Source organism: Sphingopyxis sp. 550B (genome assembly GCF_057401805.1).
On the sequence record NZ_CM171610.1, the window covers coordinates 1,616,809 to 1,636,123 of the forward strand.

General features: G+C 69.3%; 16 protein-coding genes, 1 tRNA gene and 1 pseudogene. 14 read left to right on the plus strand and 4 right to left on the minus strand.

What is annotated here, in order from left to right:
- Window positions 1-11: 11 nt before the first annotated feature.
- The 3 genes and pseudogenes from AC2S9W_RS07525 to AC2S9W_RS07535 form a co-directional block, all read right to left on the minus strand.
- Window positions 12-266, minus strand: a pseudogene (locus AC2S9W_RS07525) (transposase zinc-binding domain-containing protein); the annotation flags it as partial.
- A 5-nt stretch (window positions 267-271) separates the two neighbouring features.
- The gene (locus AC2S9W_RS07530) at window positions 272-1,180 is read right to left on the minus strand and encodes a tyrosine-type recombinase/integrase (RefSeq protein ID WP_067113797.1); all 909 of its coding nucleotides are present in this window, start codon (window positions 1,178-1,180) and stop codon (window positions 272-274) included.
- A 294-nt stretch (window positions 1,181-1,474) separates the two neighbouring features.
- Window positions 1,475-1,561 (minus strand) — tRNA-Leu (locus tag AC2S9W_RS07535).
- Between the two features lie 319 nt (window positions 1,562-1,880).
- On the opposite strand from AC2S9W_RS07535, the gene AC2S9W_RS07540 reads away from it, so the two are divergent.
- Together AC2S9W_RS07540 and AC2S9W_RS07545 are read left to right on the plus strand one after the other, a co-directional pair.
- Window positions 1,881-3,461: a hypothetical protein gene (locus tag AC2S9W_RS07540; RefSeq protein ID WP_486571815.1), complete on the plus strand. Its 1,581-nt coding sequence runs from the start codon at window positions 1,881-1,883 to the stop codon at window positions 3,459-3,461.
- 82 nt (window positions 3,462-3,543) lie between these two features.
- Window positions 3,544-6,225: a TonB-dependent receptor domain-containing protein gene (locus AC2S9W_RS07545; RefSeq protein WP_486571816.1), complete on the plus strand. Its 2,682-nt coding sequence runs from the start codon at window positions 3,544-3,546 to the stop codon at window positions 6,223-6,225.
- A 13-nt stretch (window positions 6,226-6,238) separates the two neighbouring features.
- Here AC2S9W_RS07545 and AC2S9W_RS07550 read toward each other — a convergent pair.
- Window positions 6,239-7,011, minus strand: a protein-coding gene (locus AC2S9W_RS07550; protein ID WP_486571817.1) for an IS5 family transposase whose coding sequence is annotated in 2 segments (ribosomal slippage) — window positions 6,239-6,694 and window positions 6,697-7,011 — 771 coding nt in all. Because the reading frame shifts where the segments join, the coding sequence is not laid out codon by codon here.
- A gap of 874 nt (window positions 7,012-7,885) precedes the next feature.
- Between AC2S9W_RS07550 and AC2S9W_RS07555 the strand changes: the two genes are divergently transcribed.
- From AC2S9W_RS07555 to gspN, 12 genes are read left to right on the plus strand one after another with little or no spacing between them, the layout of a single operon-like run.
- Window positions 7,886-8,755 carry a type II secretion system protein N gene (locus AC2S9W_RS07555; RefSeq protein WP_486571818.1) on the plus strand — a complete coding sequence of 290 codons (870 nt, stop codon included), beginning with the start codon at window positions 7,886-7,888 and terminating at the stop codon, window positions 8,753-8,755.
- 4 nt (window positions 8,756-8,759) lie between these two features.
- Complete coding sequence (gspD, locus tag AC2S9W_RS07560; protein WP_486571819.1) at window positions 8,760-10,964, plus strand: type II secretion system secretin GspD; 2,205 nt, start codon at window positions 8,760-8,762, stop codon at window positions 10,962-10,964.
- A gap of 17 nt (window positions 10,965-10,981) precedes the next feature.
- The gene (gene gspE / locus AC2S9W_RS07565) at window positions 10,982-12,463 is read left to right on the plus strand and encodes a type II secretion system ATPase GspE (RefSeq protein ID WP_076077592.1); all 1,482 of its coding nucleotides are present in this window, start codon (window positions 10,982-10,984) and stop codon (window positions 12,461-12,463) included.
- Window positions 12,456-13,673: a type II secretion system inner membrane protein GspF gene (gspF, locus tag AC2S9W_RS07570; protein ID WP_076077589.1), complete on the plus strand. Its 1,218-nt coding sequence runs from the start codon at window positions 12,456-12,458 to the stop codon at window positions 13,671-13,673. The genes gspE and gspF overlap by 8 nt, the downstream gene beginning before the upstream one ends.
- A gap of 33 nt (window positions 13,674-13,706) precedes the next feature.
- Entirely contained in the window at window positions 13,707-14,168 is a 462-nt protein-coding gene (gene gspG / locus AC2S9W_RS07575; RefSeq protein WP_076077597.1) for a type II secretion system major pseudopilin GspG, read from the plus strand.
- Window positions 14,143-14,634 (plus strand): GspH/FimT family pseudopilin, encoded by a 492-nt coding sequence (locus AC2S9W_RS07580; protein WP_104959351.1) that lies wholly within the window; start codon window positions 14,143-14,145, stop codon window positions 14,632-14,634. The genes gspG and AC2S9W_RS07580 overlap by 26 nt, the downstream gene beginning before the upstream one ends.
- Window positions 14,624-15,085, plus strand: a complete 462-nt coding sequence (gene gspI, locus AC2S9W_RS07585; protein ID WP_234002568.1) for a type II secretion system minor pseudopilin GspI — start codon at window positions 14,624-14,626, stop codon at window positions 15,083-15,085. The genes AC2S9W_RS07580 and gspI overlap by 11 nt, the downstream gene beginning before the upstream one ends.
- Window positions 15,082-15,957 carry a type II secretion system minor pseudopilin GspJ gene (gene gspJ, locus AC2S9W_RS07590; protein WP_267894966.1) on the plus strand — a complete coding sequence of 292 codons (876 nt, stop codon included), beginning with the start codon at window positions 15,082-15,084 and terminating at the stop codon, window positions 15,955-15,957. Before gspI ends, gspJ begins: the two co-directional genes overlap by 4 nt.
- A complete protein-coding gene (gene gspK / locus AC2S9W_RS07595; protein ID WP_486571820.1) occupies window positions 15,954-16,958 on the plus strand; it encodes a type II secretion system minor pseudopilin GspK in 1,005 nt (334 codons plus the stop codon). The genes gspJ and gspK overlap by 4 nt, the downstream gene beginning before the upstream one ends.
- 1 nt (window position 16,959) lies before the next feature.
- Window positions 16,960-18,117 (plus strand): type II secretion system protein GspL, encoded by a 1,158-nt coding sequence (gene gspL / locus AC2S9W_RS07600; protein ID WP_076074264.1) that lies wholly within the window; start codon window positions 16,960-16,962, stop codon window positions 18,115-18,117.
- Between the two features lie 8 nt (window positions 18,118-18,125).
- A complete protein-coding gene (gene gspM / locus AC2S9W_RS07605; RefSeq protein ID WP_234002569.1) occupies window positions 18,126-18,596 on the plus strand; it encodes a type II secretion system protein GspM in 471 nt (156 codons plus the stop codon).
- On the plus strand, window positions 18,593-19,312 hold the full coding sequence (gspN, locus tag AC2S9W_RS07610) for a type II secretion system protein N (protein WP_076074269.1): 720 nt from the start codon (window positions 18,593-18,595) through the stop codon (window positions 19,310-19,312). Before gspM ends, gspN begins: the two co-directional genes overlap by 4 nt.
- The last annotated feature ends 3 nt before the right edge of the window (window positions 19,313-19,315 follow it).

Here is a 19,315-nt window from a genome sequence, read left to right on the forward strand (position 1 = left end):
TCGCGCAGCACGCGGGCCTCGAGCCAGGTGCGTGCAGCAGCGCCCTGGCACCTCGGGCAATGCCGGTTGCGGCAACTGTTGTAGGCGATCCGCCAATGCCCGCAGTCGGTGCAGGCTTCGACATGGCCGCCGAGCGCGGCGGTGCGGCAATGCTCGATCGCCGACATGATCTTGAGCTGATGCAGGCTCAGATGCCCGGCATGGGCCATGCGATAGGCAGGCCCCGCGGCGCGGAAAATGTCGGCGACCTCGAGTGAGGCGCGCATCGGCCTCAGCCGTCGGGCGCCTCTTCGCTCGGCGATGCGAGCGCGAGCCTGTCGAGCGGGCTGACGATCGAGCGAACGGTCTTGGTGGCAACCTGCGTGTAGAAGGCGGTGGTGTTTAGCTTGGCGTGGCCGAGCAGCGCCTGGATGACGCGGATATCGACGCCGTCCTCGAGCAGGTGGGTGGCGAAGCTATGGCGGAGCGTATGCGGTCCGACGCGCTTGTCGATATCGGCGGCCTCGGCGGCTTCGACGACGACGCGGTAGAGCTGACGCGTGCTGATCGGAGCTGCGGCGCTCTGTCCGGGGAAGAGCCAGCCGTCGGGGACGAGGATGCCCTGTTGCCGCCCCGCGCGCCACCAGTCGCGCAGGAGCAGAAGCAGCCCTTCGGGCAGCATAGCGTTGCGGTAGCGACCGCCTTTGCCGCGCTCGATCCGCAGCAGCATCCGCTTGCTGTCGATATCGCTGACCTTCAGCGCCGACACCTCGGCGACGCGCAGCCCCGCGCCGTAAGCGACCGACAGCGCCGCCTGGTGCTTGAGCGAGCGGGTCGCATCGAGCAGCCGCTTCACCTCGGCCATCGTCAGCACGACCGGGATCTTGCGAACCTGCCTGGTGCGGATCAGCTTGCGCGCGAGGTCGGGGCGGTCGAGCGTGTGCGTGAAGAAGAACCGCAGCGCGCCGACGATGCTGTTCATCGTTGGTGCGGGGACGCCCGCCTGTTGCTGCTCGATCTGAAACTGCCGGACATCCTCGGCGCTCGCGGTGTGGGGCGAGCGCCCGAGCCAGGTCGCGAACCGTCCGACATCGCGAAGATAATTACGCTGCGTCTCCTTCGAGAAGCGGCGCATGGTCATGTCGTCGATCAGGCGCTGGCGCAGCGGGCTGATCGGGCCAATCTGGATAAGCTCGTTCATCGTTCGACTCCTCAGGTAAAGGAGCCGAAAGGGTCTGCCTGCGGCAGCCCACGTTCAATCAGGTGCGGCGATCGCTGGGCCGCTTTACATCGAGGCTAGCACCAATCCGCGCAGCGGTTCGTGCAACGGCCAACTGCAGTCGATGCTGGTTCGTAAGCACCTGGAATATGTGTGAAATATCGTCGCGTCCCTACAGGCTAAACGCCAACCGGCATCGAAAGGTGGGCCAGAAGGTGGACTAAAATACCCGATACTATGCCAGGCTAGTAAAAACACGCCATAATCTGGCGATAATGGTGCGGTCGAGAAGACTCGAACTTCCACGGCCTTTCGGCCACAACGACCTCAACGTTGCGCGTCTACCAGTTCCGCCACGACCGCACATCATGTTGGGCCGGACGGGTCCGGCACCGGGTAGGAGCGGGCGCCTAGCAAAGCTTTCGGGGGGATGCAAGCGAGCTTCGCCGCTTTTGTTCCGCGCGTCCCGCATCGCCCGGCGCGCGCCGTTTCGCCGCGCGGCGGAGCGCCTGTCATCGAAGCGACTCCGAAGCGTCATCCCTCTGTCATCGCTCTACCGTCAGACCGTCATCGAATCACCCTAGTGGCGGCGTCACCGGGGGCGAGACGGCGGTGCCTCTCCTCGTTCGCCGGTGATTTTTCAGCAGCGTCCAGGCGGCGCACACCGGGAACGGAGATTTTCATGGCGGCATTCGCACGCATTCGTTTGGTCATGCTCAGCGGCGTGGCCTGTTCCATCCTTGCCGCCTGCGGGGCCGACGGCGTCGCCTCGCCGGGTGAGGGCACGATCGTCATTCCGGCGCCGACCCCCACGCCGACCCCCACCCCCACGCCGACCCCGACGCCGGGCACCGTCACCCCGGCCGCCAACTGCCCGACCATCGCGGGCAGCGATCAGCTCAGCGACCTCGGCACGATCAGCGGCCCGCAGGGCACCTGGCGCAACTGCGGCTTCCCCGCGCGCTTCAACGCGACGACCGCGATCCCCAAGGTGCCGGGCGTCATCTATTCGCTGCCGGGCCGTGTCGATGTCGGCAAGGACGAGGGGCCGTCGGGCACCAATACGGTCGTCACGCTGACGATCGACCCCGGCGTCGTCATCTTCGGCGCGACCGGCGTGTCGTGGCTCGCGGTCAACCGCGGCAACAAGATCGACGCGGTCGGCACCCCGACCCAGCCGATCATCTTCACCGGCCGCGGCAACGTCGTCGGCTCGGCCGACGACAGCACCTCGCAGCTGTGGGGCGGCGTCGTGCTGCTGGGCCGCGCGCCGGTCACCGACTGCTTCGCGCCGGGGCCGGGCGTCGTCGAGGGGACCGACAGCTGCTACCGCGAGACCGAGGGCGCCAGCGGCGCCCATTACGGCGGGTCGAACAAGGCCGACAGCTCGGGCCGCATGTCCTATGTCCAGCTCCGCTATTCGGGCTTCACCCTCGCGCCCGACAAGGAGCTTCAGGCGCTGACCCCCTCGGGCGTGGGTTCGGGCACGCAGCTCGACCATATCCAGAGCCACAACAGCTCCGACGACGGTATCGAGGTGTTCGGCGGCACTGTGAACATGAAGCACCTCGTCATCACCGGCGCCGAGGACGACAGCCTCGACACCGATGTCGGCTATCAGGGCAACATCCAATATGTGATCGCGGTCCAGCGCGCCGGCGGCACGATCGGCGATTCGATCATGGAGATCGATTCGGACGGCAACGAGAACGCGTCGCCGCGCCAGCGCGTGACGATATCGAATTTCACCTTCATCCACCGCAACAATGCGGCGGGGAACGGCGCCGCGATCCGCATCCGCGGCGGGGCCGACTATAATTTCGTCAACGGCCTGATCGTCGCGCCGGGGTTCCGCTGCCTGCGCATCGACAGCACGACGACGACGCAGGCCGCCAATCCCGCGCTCGACGAAGCCGGCCCGCCGCGCTTCGAGTCGGTCTCGATGCAGTGCAACGGCACGCCGTTCCGCGGCGGCGGAAGCCCCGCCGTCACCGATGCGGAGGTGCGGGCGATCTTCGAACTGGGGGCGGAGAACCGGTCGACCTATGTGCCGACGCTGGCCGACCTGTTCGTCAACGGCGCGACCGAGACCGGCTTCAAGCCGTTCGATGCCAGGACGCTGAACGCCTTCTTCGACACCACGGCCTATGTCGGCGCCGTCCGCGACGCCAGCGACACCTGGTATCAGGGCTGGACGTGCAACTCGGCCACCGCCTCCTTCGGGTCGGCGAGCGGCGCCTGCACCGCGATCCCGACGACCTGATCCGACGCGACCCGATCGGGGGAGCGGGCGGGCGCTGCACCGGCCCGCTCCCCCTTCTGCCTTATTCTTGGGGACACTCCACATGACCAAGCGGCCGATCTTCGCCAGCCTGCTTCTCCTCAGCTCCGCGCTCGTCGCGCCGGCCGCCCTCGCCCAGCAGGAGCCGGCCGCCGAAGGCGCGGCGCCCGCCGGCGAACGCCCGGCGTCCGACGAGGCGCAGGGCGACGTCTCGATCCCCGGCGGCGGCGGGCAGGAGATCGTCGTCACCGGCCGCTTCACCCCCAATGTCGTCCGCGCGACGCCGGAGGTCGTGTCGGTGCTCTCCTCGGCCGACATCGCGCGCACCGGCGAAGGCGACATCTCGGGCTCGCTTCAGCGCGTGACCGGCCTTTCGGTCGTCGGCGGCGGCTTCGTCTATGTCCGCGGCCTCGGCGACCGCTATTCGCTGGCCTTGCTCAACGGATCGCCGCTGCCGAGCCCCGAACCGCTGAAGCGCGTCGTGCCGCTCGACATCTTTCCGTCCAATGTCATCGATTCGACGCTGGTCCAGAAAAGCTATTCGGCGAACTTTCCGGGCGAGTTCGGCGGCGGGGTCATCAACCTGACGACCAAGGCGACCCCGCGCGAGCCCTTCCTGACCCTGTCGGGCGGCATCGGCTGGGACAGCGAGACGACCAACCAGCTCGGCTACACCTATTATGGCGGCGACACCGACTGGACGGGGTTCGACGACGGCACCCGCGACGTGCCGCCGCTGTTCGCCGCCGCGCTGGCGAGCGGCAAGCCGGTCCTCGAGGGCGCCGATTTCAGCCGCGACGAGCTGAAGGCGATGGCGATGCAGCTGTCGAACGCGCCGACGACGCTCCTCCAGCAGAACGACCATATCCCGGTCAACTGGTCGGCGGGGCTCACCGGCGGCACGACGATCGCGCTTCCGGGCGGCGAACTGGGCATCATCGCGACCGCCGGGATCAGCAACAAGTGGCGCACCCGCGACACGCTGCAGCAGACCTCGGTCGAGCGCGACCTGTCGGGCGATCCGCAGTCGAGCTATGACCGCGTCGTCACCGACAACCGCGTCGTCGTGAACGGCCTGCTCGGCTTCGGGCTGGAACTCGGCGACCACAAGCTGCGCTGGACCAGCCTCTATATCCGCGACACGCTGAAGCAGGCCCGGCTCGCGCTCGGCACCGACCGCAACCAGTCGGACCGCGACATCATGAAGCAGGACACCGCCTGGTACGAACGGCAGCTGATCAACACCCAGTTCGTCGGCGAATTCAAGTTCGACCGGCTGTCGCTCGACCTGCGCGGCGCCTACGCCAATTCGCAGCGCGAGGCGCCCTACGAGCGCAGCTTCACCTATGTCCGCACCAACCTGCCCCCCGAACAGGACCCGGTCGGCGGCAAGTTCGTCAACGACCTCGGCGGCAGCCGAGGCGACGCGTCGATCGCCTTTTCGGACCTGAACGAGGATCTGTGGTCGGGCGGCGTCGACCTGTCCTACGAAATCGCGCCGCGCGTCAGCGCGACGGTCGGCTATGCCTACAGCGACACGCACCGCGTCGCGACGCGCCGGTCCTTCCTGTTCCGCGCCTCGAACCTGCCGCTGGCGGTGCAGCAGCTCCGCCCCGACTATCTGCTCTCCGACGCGACGATCCAGCTCTACGACATCACGATGATCGAAACCTCGGCGCAGGACGGCACCGCGGCCTTCGATGCCAAGCTGCGCACCCACGCGGGCTATGCCCAGCTTCAGGCAGAGATCGTGCCGGGGGTCAACGTCAATGCGGGCGTCCGCTATGAACAGGCGAAGCAGACGGTCGCCCCGGTCGACCTGTTCGGCAGCGGCTCGTCGGCGATCGTGGCGACCAACCTCGACCGCGATTACTGGCTGCCGGCGGTGACGCTGACCTGGGAACTGGCACCCGACATGCAGCTTCGCGCGAGCGGGTCCAAGACGATCGCGCGCCCACAGTTCCGCGAACTGGTGGCGCAGGTCTATCAGGACCCCGAATCGAACCGCCTGTACCGCGGCAACCCGTCGCTCACCGACAGCGAGCTGTGGAATGCCGAGGCGCGCTACGAATGGTATTTCGGGCGCGATCAGCGGCTGTCGGTCGCCGGCTTCTACAAGGCGATCGACAATCCGATCGAGGCCTATACCTCGATCTCGGATTCGTCGATCAACACCAGCTACGCCAACGCGCCCAAGGCGACGCTCTATGGCGCCGAGGTCGAGCTTCAGAAATATGTGCCGCTGGACGATATGTCGGATGGGGCCTTCTGGGCCAGCCGCCGGCTCGTGCTGATCGGCAACTACACCTACACGCAGTCGAAGATAAAGGTCGGCGCGGGCGATACCACCGTCATCGACGGGAACCGGCAGGACGCGGCCAATTATTTCTTCGACGGCGCGCCGCTGACTGGTCAGTCGGACCATCTGGTCAACGTCCAGATCGGGCTGGAGGACACCGACCGGCTGTCGCAGCAGACGCTGCTGCTCACCTATGCCAGCCCGCGTGTCACCAGCCGCGGTCCGTCGGGCCAGCCCGACCTGCTCGAAAAGCCGGGCGTCTCGCTCGATTTCATCGCGCGGCAGGGCCTGATGCTGCTCGGCAAGGAGATCGAACTGAAGTTCGAGGCCCGCAACCTGACCGGCCGCACCTACAAGGAGGTGCAGGAATCGGGGAGCAACCGCATCTATTTCAACCGCTACAAGCTCGGCCGCACCTTCTCGCTGAGCGCGTCGCTCAAATTCTAGGCGACGTTTACATTCACGCGGCACATTTGATGGCTGCGACGAGATTGAGGAAGCCAGCGTAGTTTCTGGCGAGCTTGTCGTACCGGGTTGCGATGCGTCGGAAGTGTTTGATCTTGTTGAAGAAGCGTTCGATGAGATTACGTTCTTTGTAGAGATGGGAGTCGAAGCTGCGCCATTGCGCGGTTGTTCGGCGCCGCGGGACGGCTGGTTTTGCGCCGCTGGCGGCGATGGCGTCCATGGCGCGCTGCCCGTCATATCCCTTGTCCGCGAGAACATGTCTGGCCTGCAATCCGTCGAGCAGGCCTTCGATCTGGGTGATGTCGTTGCGCTCTCCGCCTGTCAGGAGGAAGCGGACCGGGTTACCCAAAGCGTCGGTAGCAGCATGGATCTTGGTGCTCAGGCCGCCTTTTGATCGGCCCAGCGCGTGAGCTTCAAACCGATCTTCGGATCGATCGCCTTTTTTTGGGCACCGGCACTATGCTGATGCGCCCGCACGATGGTGCTGTCGACGAGGATGTACTCGAAGTCGGCATCATCGCTCAGCGCCGCAAAAAGCCGTTCCCAGACCCCATTGCGGCACCAGCGGTTGAACCGCTGATACACCGTGTGCCAGCGCCCGAACTCCTTCGGCAGAACGCGCCAATGCGCTCCCGACCGCGCCAGCCACAAGACCGCCTCGACAAACAGCCGATTGTCTCGGCCCGTCCGGCCAGGATCGCCTGCCTTGCCCGGCAAATGAGGTTCAATCCGCTCCCAAAGCGCGTCGCTTACTTCCTGTCGATCCATCCATGCCGACCTCCAAACAGCCAGCAGCTTGAATCACAATCCTGCGCCAATGGAAATCCTGAATGTAAACGAAACCTAGACTCTGTCCTGTGGGGATTTAGGGTTCGGCACAGCTTTTCCCATTCGTCACCCTGAACTTGTTTGGCAATTATCCCTTTTCGACAGGTGACTGTTCCCCGGCGAAAGCCGGGGACCAGATGGCACAGCGCTACCACGCATGGACCCCGGCTTTCGCCGGGGAACAGCTCCCTACTTGCGTGAAGGGTATATACCCCGACTTGTTTCAGAGCCTGCCCCGGACCCGATCCGAGGGTCCATGGTCTGCCCTCGACTGAACGACGGCGCAAAAGGGAAGGTCCGGCCATGGATGCTGAAACAAGTTGGCAATTATCCCCTTCCGACAGGTGAGCGTTCCCCGGCGAAAGCCGGGGTCCAGCTACGTGCGCCTGCCTCGCATGGACCCCGGCTTTCGCCGGGGATCACCAGCGTCCCTGTCTCAAGGGTATAAACGCCAAACAAGTTCAGCATGACGAACGGATGGGGCAGCATGCCGAACCCCGAATCCCCACAGGCCGTAGACTCCGATGACTTCGGATCGCCCCCCTTTTTGCGTCATTGCGAGCGGAGCGAAGCAATCCAGGGCGGTTACCGCCTGCTCTGGATTGCCGCGTGGCTGCGCCGCTCGCGGGTGACGGTCCCTTGACGGCATCATGCCATAGCAATGCGACTGCCTTGCTCTTCCCGGAAGAGCATTCACCCTCGGACTCGCTCCACTGACAAAAAACTGTAATCTTCCCGTCAACTGATTGTCACCGATCGGCCCTAGGGCGATTCGCGTGCCGCAGATTCAGCCTCGGGGGGACAAAGGGATTTCATGGCGATGGTGATGCCCGGATCGGCCTTGCGGCTGCCGCGCGCGTTTCCCGCGTGGCTGCGCGGCGGCCGGCGTTCGCCGCGCGCGCTGGGGCCGACGCTGCTCGTCGGCCTGCTCGGTGCGCTGCTCGTGCTGCAGGCCGTGCGCCTGCTCTGGGCGCTGATCGTGCCGCTGGCGCCGCTCGGCGCATGGCAGCCGCAGACCGCGGCGATCGCGTCGCCCGCCGAACGGCGCGCGCTGTTCGCGGGCTTCGATCCCTTTTTCCGCACCGCGGCGCAGGGACCGGCAAGCGCGACCGTCACCGCGCTCGGGCTGACCCTCCACGGCGTCAATATCAACGAGGCGACCGGCGGCGGCTCGGCGATCATCGCGGGCGAGGACGGCGTGCAGGCGAGCTATGCGGTCGGCGACGAGATCGCACCGGGGGTGACGCTCGCGGGCGTCGCCTTCGACCATGTCGTGCTCGACCGCGGCGGCGCGCGCGAAAGTCTCTTCCTCGACCAGAGCGGCGAGGCGCCGGTCGCCAATCCCGCATCGCCGCTTCCCGCGCCGACGCCTGAGCCTGCGGCTCCCGCCACCGGCGGCGAACTCTCGCCCGCCGCGCTGAAGGCGGGGGTCGCCTTCGCGCCGCGCAGCGAGGGCGGACGCATTACCGGCCTCGTCGTTCAGCCGCAGGGCGACGGTACCGCCTTCCGCGCCGCGGGCTTGCGCCCCGGCGACGTCATCCGGTCGGTCGGCGGCCGGCCGATCGCATCCGCGGGCGACGCCGCCGCGCTCGCGGGCCAGCTCACGCCGGGCGCGCGCCTGTCGCTCGAGGTCGAGCGCGGCGCGAGCGTCGTCCCCATCGCCCTCTTCCTGTCAAAGCCGTAGGTTCATGCGCTTCAAACTCTCCCTGATGCTGGCCGTCGCGCTCGTTTCCGTCGCACCGGCCCCCGCGTCGGCCCAATATACGCTCAACGTCCGCGACGCCGACATCCGCGCCTTCATCCAGGACGCGGCGCGTATCACCGGGCGCACCTTCGTCATCGACGGGCGCGTCAACGGAAAGGTGTCGGTCGTCACCGACCGGCCGCTGTCGCGCAGCGAGTATTTCGAGATATTCCTCGCCACCCTGCGCTCGAACGGGCTGGTCGCGGTGGCGGGCCCGAACGGCAGCTACCGCATCCAGCCGATCGACGGCGCCGCGGCGCAGCCCGGCCGCATCGGCAGCGACCGCGCGGCGCAGAACCAGTTCGTGACCGAGATCATCCGCCTGCGCCACATCGATGCGGTCGCGGCGGTCGAAACGCTGCGTCCGCTGGTCAGCGCGCAGGGGTCGCTGACCGCGAACCGCAACGCCAACAGCCTCGTCGTCGCCGATTTCGCCGACAATATCCGCCGCATCCGCGCGCTCGCCGCCAGCATCGACCGCGACAGCTCGACCAGCGAGATCGTGTCGCTGAAGAATGCCGGCGCGCGAGAGATCGCCGCGGCCCTGCAGGCGCTGGTGCCCGCGGCCGGGGAGGGGGCTCAGGCGCCGCTCGCGGTCGTCCCCATCGACAGCAGCAACGCCATCGCGCTGCGCGGCGACCAGGCGATGGTCGCGCGCTTCGTCCAGATGGCGCGCGACCTCGACCAGAAGGCGGCGGGCGGCACCGAATTGCGCGTCTATTGGCTCGAACATGCGAATGCCGAGACGCTGCTTCCGACCTTGCAACAACTCGTCGGTGGCGGCAGCGACCCGGCGCAGAAGGCGGGGCTTCCCCCTGCATCCTCCTCCTTCGGATCGGCGGGCGAGGGTGGGGCCGCGCCCGCCGCGGCGCCGGCCGCCGCGTCCGCCAGCGTCGGCGGATCGGGCGGCAGCATCGCGACGCGCGGACCCGCGATCGTCACCCGCTACGAAGGCGCGAACGCGATCATCGTCGCCGCCAATTCCGACGTGCAGCGCATGCTCGGCGAACTGATCCGCCAGCTCGACGCACGGCGCGAGCAGGTGCTGGTCGAGGCGGTGGTGGTCGAGATCGGCGACGATGCGGCGAAGCGGCTCGGCGTCCAGTTCCTGCTCGGCGGCAAGAATATCCCGTTCGCCGCGACCAATTACAGCAACGCGGTGCCGAACATCCTGACGATCGGCGGCGCCTATGCGGCCAACCGGCTGACCCAGGAAACGACGACGGTCAACGGCACCACCACCGTCACCCAGACGACGAGCGCGCTGGGCAACAGCCTGCAGGAAGCGGCGGCGGCCTCGATCCTCCAGGCGACCGGCGGCTTCGGCGGTTTCGCGGGGGATATCGGCAAGAATACCGTGTTCGGCACGATCATCAACGCGGTGCGGTCGGACACGAGTTCGAACCTGCTGGCGACGCCGCATATCGTGACGCTCGACAATCAGGCGGCGAAATTCCTCGTCGGGCAGGAGGTGCCGATCACCACCGGCGAGGCGCTCAGCGACAATTTCGACAACGCCTTCCGCACCGTCCAGCGCGAGGAGGTCGGCATCAAGCTGGAGGTCACGCCGCAGGTCAACGCGGCGGGCGAGGTCAAGCTGTTCGTGCGGCAGGAGGTGTCGAGCGTCGCCGGCCCGGTATCGTCGCGCAACAGCGACCTGATCCTCAACAAGCGCTATTTCGAAACGACGCTGACCGTCGACGACGGACAGATACTGGCGATCGGCGGCCTGCTCAACGACGACGAGCGGCGGACGATCGAGCGCGTGCCGCTGCTCAGCGACATTCCGCTGATCGGCGAGCTGTTCAAGTCGCGCACCCGCAGCCGCGCCAAGACCAACCTGATGGTGTTCATCCGCCCGACCGTGCTGCGCAGCCGCGAGGACAATGCCGCGCTCACCGCGCGCCGCTACGGCTTCATCCGCGATGCCCAGCTTCGCCGCAATCCCGATGCCGAGCCGGCGATCGATGCGCTGGTGCGCGACTATCTGGGCACGGTGCCGCCGCTGCCGAGCGCGCCGACCGCCGCCGACACCACCGTCGGCCCGGTCGACCTTCCCGCGCTGCGCGGCGCCGACGGCACGGTCACGCCGACCGAGGTGCCGCCGTCGGTCGGGGACGCGCCGCGGCCGGGGGGAGCGGATCGGTGAACGCCGCCGAACCGGCCATGCCCCCTGCGGCGCCGGTCGATATCCCCTATGGCTTCGCGCGCGCGCGCGGCGTCGTCATCGCGCCGGGCGAGGACGGTGTGTGGCTGGCGACGCTGCGCGAGGGCAGCGATCCCGCGGTGCTGATCGAGGTCAGGCGCCACCTCGCGGCGCCGCTGCGCATCGCCACCGCGCCGCCTGCCGATTTCGACCGCCTGCTGTCCGATCATTATGCCGTCGACGCGTCGGCCGCGGCGATGGCGGGGTCGCTCGAAGGCGGCGACATCGATCTGATCGCGGGCGGCCTGCCCAGCGCCGAGGACCTGCTCGACAGCGCCGACGACGCCCCCGCGATCCGCCTGATCAACGCGATCATCGCCGAAGCGGTGCGGCAGGGGGTCAGCGACATCCATGTCGAGCCCTATGAAAGCGGGCTGGTCGTGCGGATGCGCACCGACGGGGTGCTGCGCGAGCATCTGCGCATGCCGCCGCACGTCGCGCCGGTGGTCGTCAGCCGCATCAAGGTGATGGCGCGCCTCGACATCGCGGAGCGCCGGGTGCCGCAGGACGGGCGCATCGCGCTGACGCTCGCGGGCAAGGCGGTCGACGTGCGCGTCTCGACCCTGCCGAGCCGCGCCGGGGAGCGCGTGGTGATGCGCATCCTCGACAAGGACACGGCGGGGATCGACTTCGATGTCCTCGGCCTGACGGGCGAGGCCGACCGCATATTGCGCGAGGCGCTCGCCGAACCGAACGGCATCATCCTCGTCACCGGGCCCACCGGGTCGGGCAAGACGACGACGCTCTATGCGGCGCTGAAGCAGTTGAACGACGGGCAGCGGAATATCCTGACCGTCGAGGACCCCGTCGAATATGCCGTCGACGGCGTCGGCCAGACGCAGGTGAACCCGAAGGTCGGGCTCGATTTCGCGGCGGGGCTGCGCGCGATCCTGCGCCAGGACCCCGACGTCGTGATGGTCGGCGAAATCCGCGACCGCGAAACCGCCGACATCGCGGTGCAGGCGTCGCTGACCGGCCACCTCGTGCTGTCGACCGTCCACACCAACGACGCGGTGGGCGCGATCACCCGCCTCAAGGACCTGAAGGTCGAGCCCTTCCTGCTCGCCTCGACGCTGCGCGCAGTGCTCGCGCAGCGGCTGGTCCGCAAGCTCTGCGACCATTGCCGCGAGCCGGTGCAGGCCGACAACGGCATCGCCGCGGTGCTCGGGCTCGACATCGGCACGGTGATCTGGCGCCCGAAAGGGTGCGAGGCGTGCGGCCACAGCGGCTTCAAGGGCCGCATCGGCGTGTTCGAGGCGATCCGGGTCGACGAAACGATCCGCCGCTTCATCTACGCCGGCGGCGACGAGACGATGATTGCCAAGCATGCTTTCCTGAAAGCCCCGACGCTCGCCAGTGCGGCGCGCGCGATGGTCGCGAAGGGGCTGACCACGCCCGAGGAGGCGATCCGCATCGCGCGGCGCGAGGATGTCGATGCCTGACTATCGCTATGTGGCGATCGACCCGCGCGGGCGCGAGCGCCGCGGGCGCCTGCGCGCCGCGAACGACGATGCCGCGCGCGCCGACCTGACCGCGCGCCGCTTCCACATCGTCGCGGTGGAAGAGGCGGGGGCGCGGCCGGCCGGCCGTTCGCTGTTTCTCGCGCGGCGCCGCGAGCGCCTGACCGCGAGGGACCTCGCGCTGTTCACGCGCCAGCTGGCGACGCTGGCCGAGGTCGCGCCGCTCGAAGAGGCGCTGCGCACGCTGGGTCGTCAGAGCGAAGCGGAAAGCGCGCGCGCGGTGATCGGCGACGTCCACGCTGGGCTGCTCGAAGGTCGCCGCCTCGCCGACGCGATGGCGCGCCAGCCGCGCAGCTTTCCGCCGCTTTACCGCGCAATGGTCGCGGCGGGGGAGACGACCGGCAGCCTGACGCTGATCCTCGCGCGGCTCGCCGACCTGCTCGAACGCCAGGCCGAGGTGCGCGGCAAGCTGATCGCGGCGCTCGCCTATCCGATCGTGCTCGCCATCGTCGCGGTCGGGGTCGTCGCGGCGCTGATGATCTTCGTCGTCCCGCGCGTCGTCGAACAGTTCACCGACGTCGGGCAGCAGCTTCCCTTCCTGACCCGCGCGGTGATCGCGATCTCGGGCTTCCTCGCGGGCTGGTGGTGGCTGATCGCGCTGCTGCTCGCCGCGGCCGCCTTCGGCTGGACGACGGCGATGCGCCGCCCCGCGTTCAAGGCGCGAGTCGACGCGCGGCTTCTGGGTCTGCCTTTGCTCGGACGGCTGCTGCGCGACCTGTACGCCGCCCGCTTCGCGCGCACCCTCGCGACGATGGTGTCGAGCCGGCTACCGCTGGTCGAGGGGCTGCGGCTGACGGTGCCGACGATTCGCAACGCGGCGCTCGCCGCCGCGACCGCGGGGCTCGTCGATCAGGTGCGCGCCGGCGGCAGCCTGTCGTCGGCACTTCGCGATGCGGGGGTGTTCCCGCCGCTGCTCGTCTACATGACCGCGAGCGGCGAAAGCGCGGGGCGGCTGGAGGCGATGCTCGAACGCGCCGCCGATTATCTGGAGCGCGAGTTCGACCGCTTCACGGCGGCGTCGATGGCGTTACTCGAACCTGTCATAATTGTCGTTATGGGGTCGTGCGTCGCCTTGATCATCCTCTCCATTCTGCTGCCGATCCTCCAGTTGCAGAACCTTGCGGGGCTATAATAGATGTCGCTGATGCAGCTTTTCCTTCGCCTGATGCTCGATTCCTCGCGCCCGGCCGTTCGGCGCCGCCGCCACAAGGGCGAACGCGGCTTCACCCTGACCGAACTGATGGTGGTGATCTTCATCATCGGCCTGCTCGCGACGGTGGTGATGATCAACGTGCTGCCGAGCCAGGACAAGGCGATGGTGACCAAGGCAAAGGCCGATATCGCCACGCTGGAAAACGCGCTCGAACAATATCGCCTCGACAATCTCACCTATCCGGCGACCAGCGACGGGCTGAACGCGCTCGTCACCGCGCCGCCCTCGCTCGGCCAGCCCGAACGCTACCGTCGCGGCGGCTATATCAAGAAACTGCCGGACGATCCTTGGGGACGGCCCTATAATTATCAGGCGCCCGCCGCGAACGGAAAGGCGTTCGACGTCTGGTCGCTCGGCGCCGACGGCGCGCCGGGCGGGACCGACGACAATGCCGATATCCGCGGAGACAGCTAAGGCCACGGCACGGCTTCGCGGCGCCGGCGATCGGGGATTCACGCTCGTCGAACTGATGGTGGTGCTGGCGATCCTCGCGCTGGCCGCCACCGCGGTCGTGCTCACCATTCCCGGTGAGGAGCGCGGGCTTCGCAGCGAGGCCGACCGGCTCGCGGCGCGGCTTGCCGCCGCGCGCGACGTCGCGGTGATCGAGGGGCGCAGCGTCGCGGTCGATTTCGCGCCCTCGGGCTATGGCTTCGCGCGCCGCGTCGACGGCGCGTGGCAGCCGCTTCCCGGCCGCGCGTTCGAACAACGGAACTGGCCGCCCGGAACAGCGTTCGCGGCCGGGGACGGACAGGCGGTCGCGCGCATCCTCTTCGACCGCGTCGGCACCAGCCCGACGCCGCAGGCGCTGCGGCTGTCGAGCGGCGATGCGCGCGCGATGATCCGCGTCTCGGCGACGGGGGAAATCGGTCGTGACGAATAGGCGGAACCGTTCCCTGGCGAAAGCCGGGGTCCACGACATCGAGCGCGGCTCGCCGCCGCTCTGGGCCCCGGCGTCCGCCGGGGCGCGATCAAGGGCCGATGATCGCGGCTTCACTTTGCTCGAGATGCTCGTCGCGCTCAGCATCATCAGCATCGCGGCGCTGACGCTGGTGCGGCTCGACGCCTATGCGGTCCGCTCGGCGGGCGACCTCGACGAGCGCACGGTCGCGGGCATCGTCGCGCAGAATCGCGCGGTCGAAATCTGGACCGACCCCGTGCCGCCGACGATCGGCACCAGCGCGGTCGGCGTTGCCAACGCCGGCCGCAACTGGCGCATCGAACAGCGCGTCGCGCGCACCGCCGACGATAGTCTGCTGCGCATCGACCTGATCGTGCGCCCCGAAAGCGGTCGCGGTCAGGCGGCGCTGACGATCGTCAGGTCGTCGCGGTGAGGAAGGGTCTGGAGCATAGAGCCTTAAATCGGCCCCATCGTCCCGTTCGTGTCGAGCGCAGTCGAGACACCCATCGGCCTTGCGCCGCGCTGACAGGTGTCTCGACTGCGCTCGACACGAACGGATATGGGAGTGTTGCGGGTTTATGGCACGCCGCTCTAATCCCCCCGTGTGTCCCCGCGAAGGCGGGGACCCAGGGCGCCGACACTCGACCTTGCGGGTTCACGCTCTGGCCCCGCACCGTCGCGGGGCCGCGCCACCCTGACGGGCAGCGCGGCTTCACCCTCGTCGAAATGCTCGTCGCGCTGTCGCTTTTCGCTGCGATCGCGGCGATCGGGGTCGGCCTGCTCCGCAGCAGCGTCGATACGCAGGATGCGGTGCAGGCGCGGCTCCAGGCGATGAGCGGGACCAACCGGCTGCGCGCGGTGATGGCGAACGATCTTGCGCAGGCGGTGCAGCGCTCGACGCGCGGCCCGGCAGGGGAGGCGGTGCCCGCCTTCCTCGGATCGGCGACCGGCTTCGCCTTCGTCCACGCCGGGGCGGCCGCCCACGACGGCGCGCCGCGGCCTTCGGTCGAGCGCGTCGGCTATGCGCTGGTCGGCGGCGAGTGGCGCCGCGCCGTTCAGCCGATGCTAGACGGCGCGGCGCTTCCCGAAGGCGACCGGCTGGTGGGCGACGTGACGGGCCTCACGATCCGCTATCGCGGCGACGACGGAGCCTGGTCGGAAAGCTGGACGTCGGAGCCCGGCGACCGCCTGCCGCGCGCGGTCGAGGTGCGGCTGACCCGCACCGGCCGCGCCCCGCTGACCATGGCCTTTCTGGTCGCGCCGACCATGCCGCCGCCGCCGGTTCCGGCGGAGATCGCGCCATGAAGCGGCGCCGGGAGGAACGCGGCGCCGCGCTGCTCAGCGTGCTGCTGCTCGTCGCGGTGATGGCGGTGATCGCCGCGACCGCGCTCGATCGGCTGACGCTGGCGACGCGCATCGCGGGCAGCGCCGCCACGGTCGATCAGGGGCGCGCCTATGCCTTCGCCGCCGAACAGATCGCGCTGCGCCGCGTCGCCGACCTCGTGGCGCGTGACCCGGCGAAGCTGACGCTTGCGGGCGGTTGGCTCGGCCGCGATTTCGATCTGCCGCTGCCCGGCGGCGCGGGAACGGCGCGGCTCACCGATGCCGCCAATTGTTTCAACCTCAACAGCCTCGCGGCTGAGACGATGCCGGGCCGGCTCAGCCAGCGGCCCGGCGCTGTCGCGCAGTTCGCGGAGCTGATGGCGCTGCTCGGCATCGATCGCGGCGAAGCGCAGGCGGTCGCCGCCGCGACCGCCGACTGGATCGACAGCGACGCCAACGAAGCGCCGCTCGGCGCCGAGGACGGCGCCTATCGCGCGATGCCGACGCCCTACCTCGCCGCCAACAGCAAGATGGCGGACAGCAGCGAGTTGCGCGCCGTGCGCGGGGTCACGCCAAAGCTCTATGCACGGCTGCGGCCGTGGATATGCGCGCTACCGGTCGCCGAGCCGGTGAAGATCAACGTCAACACGCTGCGGCCCGAACAGGCGCCGCTGGTCGCGATGCTGGTCCCCGGCCAGATCGGGGTCGCGGACGTGCGGGCGGCGCTGGCGGCACGCCCCGCCGACGGCTATGGCAGCAGCGAGCGATTCTGGAATGCGCCGTCGCTCGCGCGGATCGACCCGCCGCAGGATGCCGCCGCGCAGGTGGGCGTCGGCAGCCGCTGGCTGATGCTGCGGACGCAGGTGACGATGGGGGATGGGGTGCTGACGGCCAATGCGCTTATCGATGCCCACGGCGGCGCACCCGTGGCGGGGGCGGTCCCGCCGGCGATCGTGCGCCGCGACTGGGGCGAGAGCGACTGAGATGGCGCGCACGCTGCTCCTCTGGCTGCCGCGCATCGCGGCGCTTGGCGACCGATCGGCGTCGCCTCCGGCCTGGCTGCGGGTCGACGACGGCGTGATCGTCGATTCGGGGCAGGACGAAGGCTGGGTCGACGCGTGGGAACGGAGCGGGGAGCATAGGGGAGAGGCGGGCGAAGACGACCGGCTGATCGCGCTCGCGCCCGCCGCCGATGCGCCGCTTCGCTGGCTCTCCTATTCCGACGCGGCGCCGGCGCAGGCCGCCGCGGCCGCCCGGATCGACGCGCTGCGCGACAGTCTGGGCGATGCAGCGGCGCTGCACATCGTCGCCGGCGAACCGGTCGAGGCGGGGCAGGTGGTGCCGGTGGCGACCACCACCCATGCCGCGATGCGGGTGTGGACCGGCTGGCTCGAAGCGCAAGGGCTGGCGCCCGCCGCGATCCTGCCCGCCGCGGCGCTGGTCCCGCCGCCCGAGGCCGACGCGCTCTGGCTCGCCGAAGTCGGCGGCGAACGGATCATCCGCACGCCCGACCGCGCCTATGCTTCCGATCCGGAGATCGACCCGCTGATCGCCGCCGGGCGAACGATCGCGCCGCTCGATGCAGGCCGGATGCAACAGGCGCTGCTGCTGTCGCTCGCCGCGCCCGCGCTCGACCTGCTCAGCGGGGCGTGGAAGCCGAAGCGCCGCTGGGCGGTCGATCCGGGGCTCTTGCGTCTCGCCGGGCGGGGGCTGCTCGCGCTGCTTCTCGTCAGCGTGGCGATTCCGGTCGTGCACGCCGTCCGGCTGGCGTCCGACACAAGGCGCGCCGATGCTGCGGCCGTCGCGGCGGCGAAGCAGGCGGGGATCGCCGCGCCCGACGCCTCGGCCGCGGAGGCGGAGATCGACCGGCGCCTCGCCGGGGCGGGGGGCGGCCCGCTGGCCTTTTCGGTGCCCGCCTCCGCGCTCTACGACGCGATGCGCGATGTTCCGGGGGTGACGCTGCGCACGCTGGCCCACCGCACCGACGGCACGCTGACGACGACGCTCGCCGCGCCGCGTATCGACGACGTCAACCAGGTCCTCCTCGCGCTCCAGGCTCGCGGCTATCGCATCACCGCGCAGCCGATGGCGGGCACCGACGGGCAGCAGATGGCCAATGTGACGATCCGGGCGGTGCCATGAGAGAAAGCGTGCAAAACTGGTGGGCGGGGTTGACGCAGCGCGAGCGCTGGCTGGTCGGCATCGCCGTCGTGCTGGCGTTTGCGGTGCTGCTGTGGGCGCTCGCGCGGCCCGCCTATGCCGCGTTCGTCGATCTGGACACCGCGCATCGCGCTGCGGTCGAGCGCGAAGGGCGCGTCGCGGCCAAGGTGCGGCTGCTTTCGCGGCGCCCGGCCTCATCGGTCGCGGCGGCGGTCGATGCGGCATCGATCGACCAGTATCTGGCGCAGTCGGCGGGCGAGATCGGCCTGACGCTCGATCGCAACGAGGCGCGCGGGGCGCGGCAGGCGACGATCGCGATCGCCACGGCGAAGGCCCCCGTGCTGATCGACTGGCTCGCCGCGCTCGAGGCGCAGGGGTTCGTGATCGATCAACTCAGCATCACCCCCGCCGCCGACGGCACCGTCGGCATGACCGCCGACCTCAGAAAGGGCGGCCGGTGACCGGTGGACGCAGGCGCTGGATCGCGGCGGCGGTGCTGTTCGCGCTGTTGCTGATCGGTGCGACCTTTCCGCTGCGGCTCGCGCTGGGACTGGCGGGGGCGGATGATGCCGGGATCGCGGCGCGTGAGGTGCGCGGGTCGATCTGGTCGGGGACGCTGATCGACGCGCGGCTCGGCGTCCTGCCGCTCGGCACGGTGCGCGCCAGCCTGTCGCCGCTCGCGTTGCTGACGGGACGGATCGAACTCGCCTTTTCGCGCAGCGACGAACGGCTCGGCGCGCTGGCGGGGCGGCTCCACGGCAGCGATCCGCGCGGGCTGTCGGGGGTCGACGGCGTGACGAGCGTGTCGGGCGGACTGGGCGCGATTCCCGTCGATACGCTGCGCTTCGAGGGCGCGACCGTCCGCTTCGGAGCCGATGGCCGCTGCGTCGAAGCGGGAGGACGATTGCAACTGTCGGTCGCGGCCCCCATCGCCGGCCTCGACCTGTCGCGTGGCCTGTCGGGCCCGCTCACCTGCGCGGACGGCCGCGCGCAGGCGGCGCTGTCGAGCCAGTCGGGGATGGAGCGGCTGACGCTGTCGTTCGACGGCAGCGGCGCGTATCGCGCGGCGTTCGCGATCAATGTCGATCGCGACCCGGCGATGGCGGCGGCGCTCGGCGCGCTGGGATTCAAGCCCGGACCGGACGGGTTCCGGCTCGCGACCAGCGGCCGGTTCTGAGGA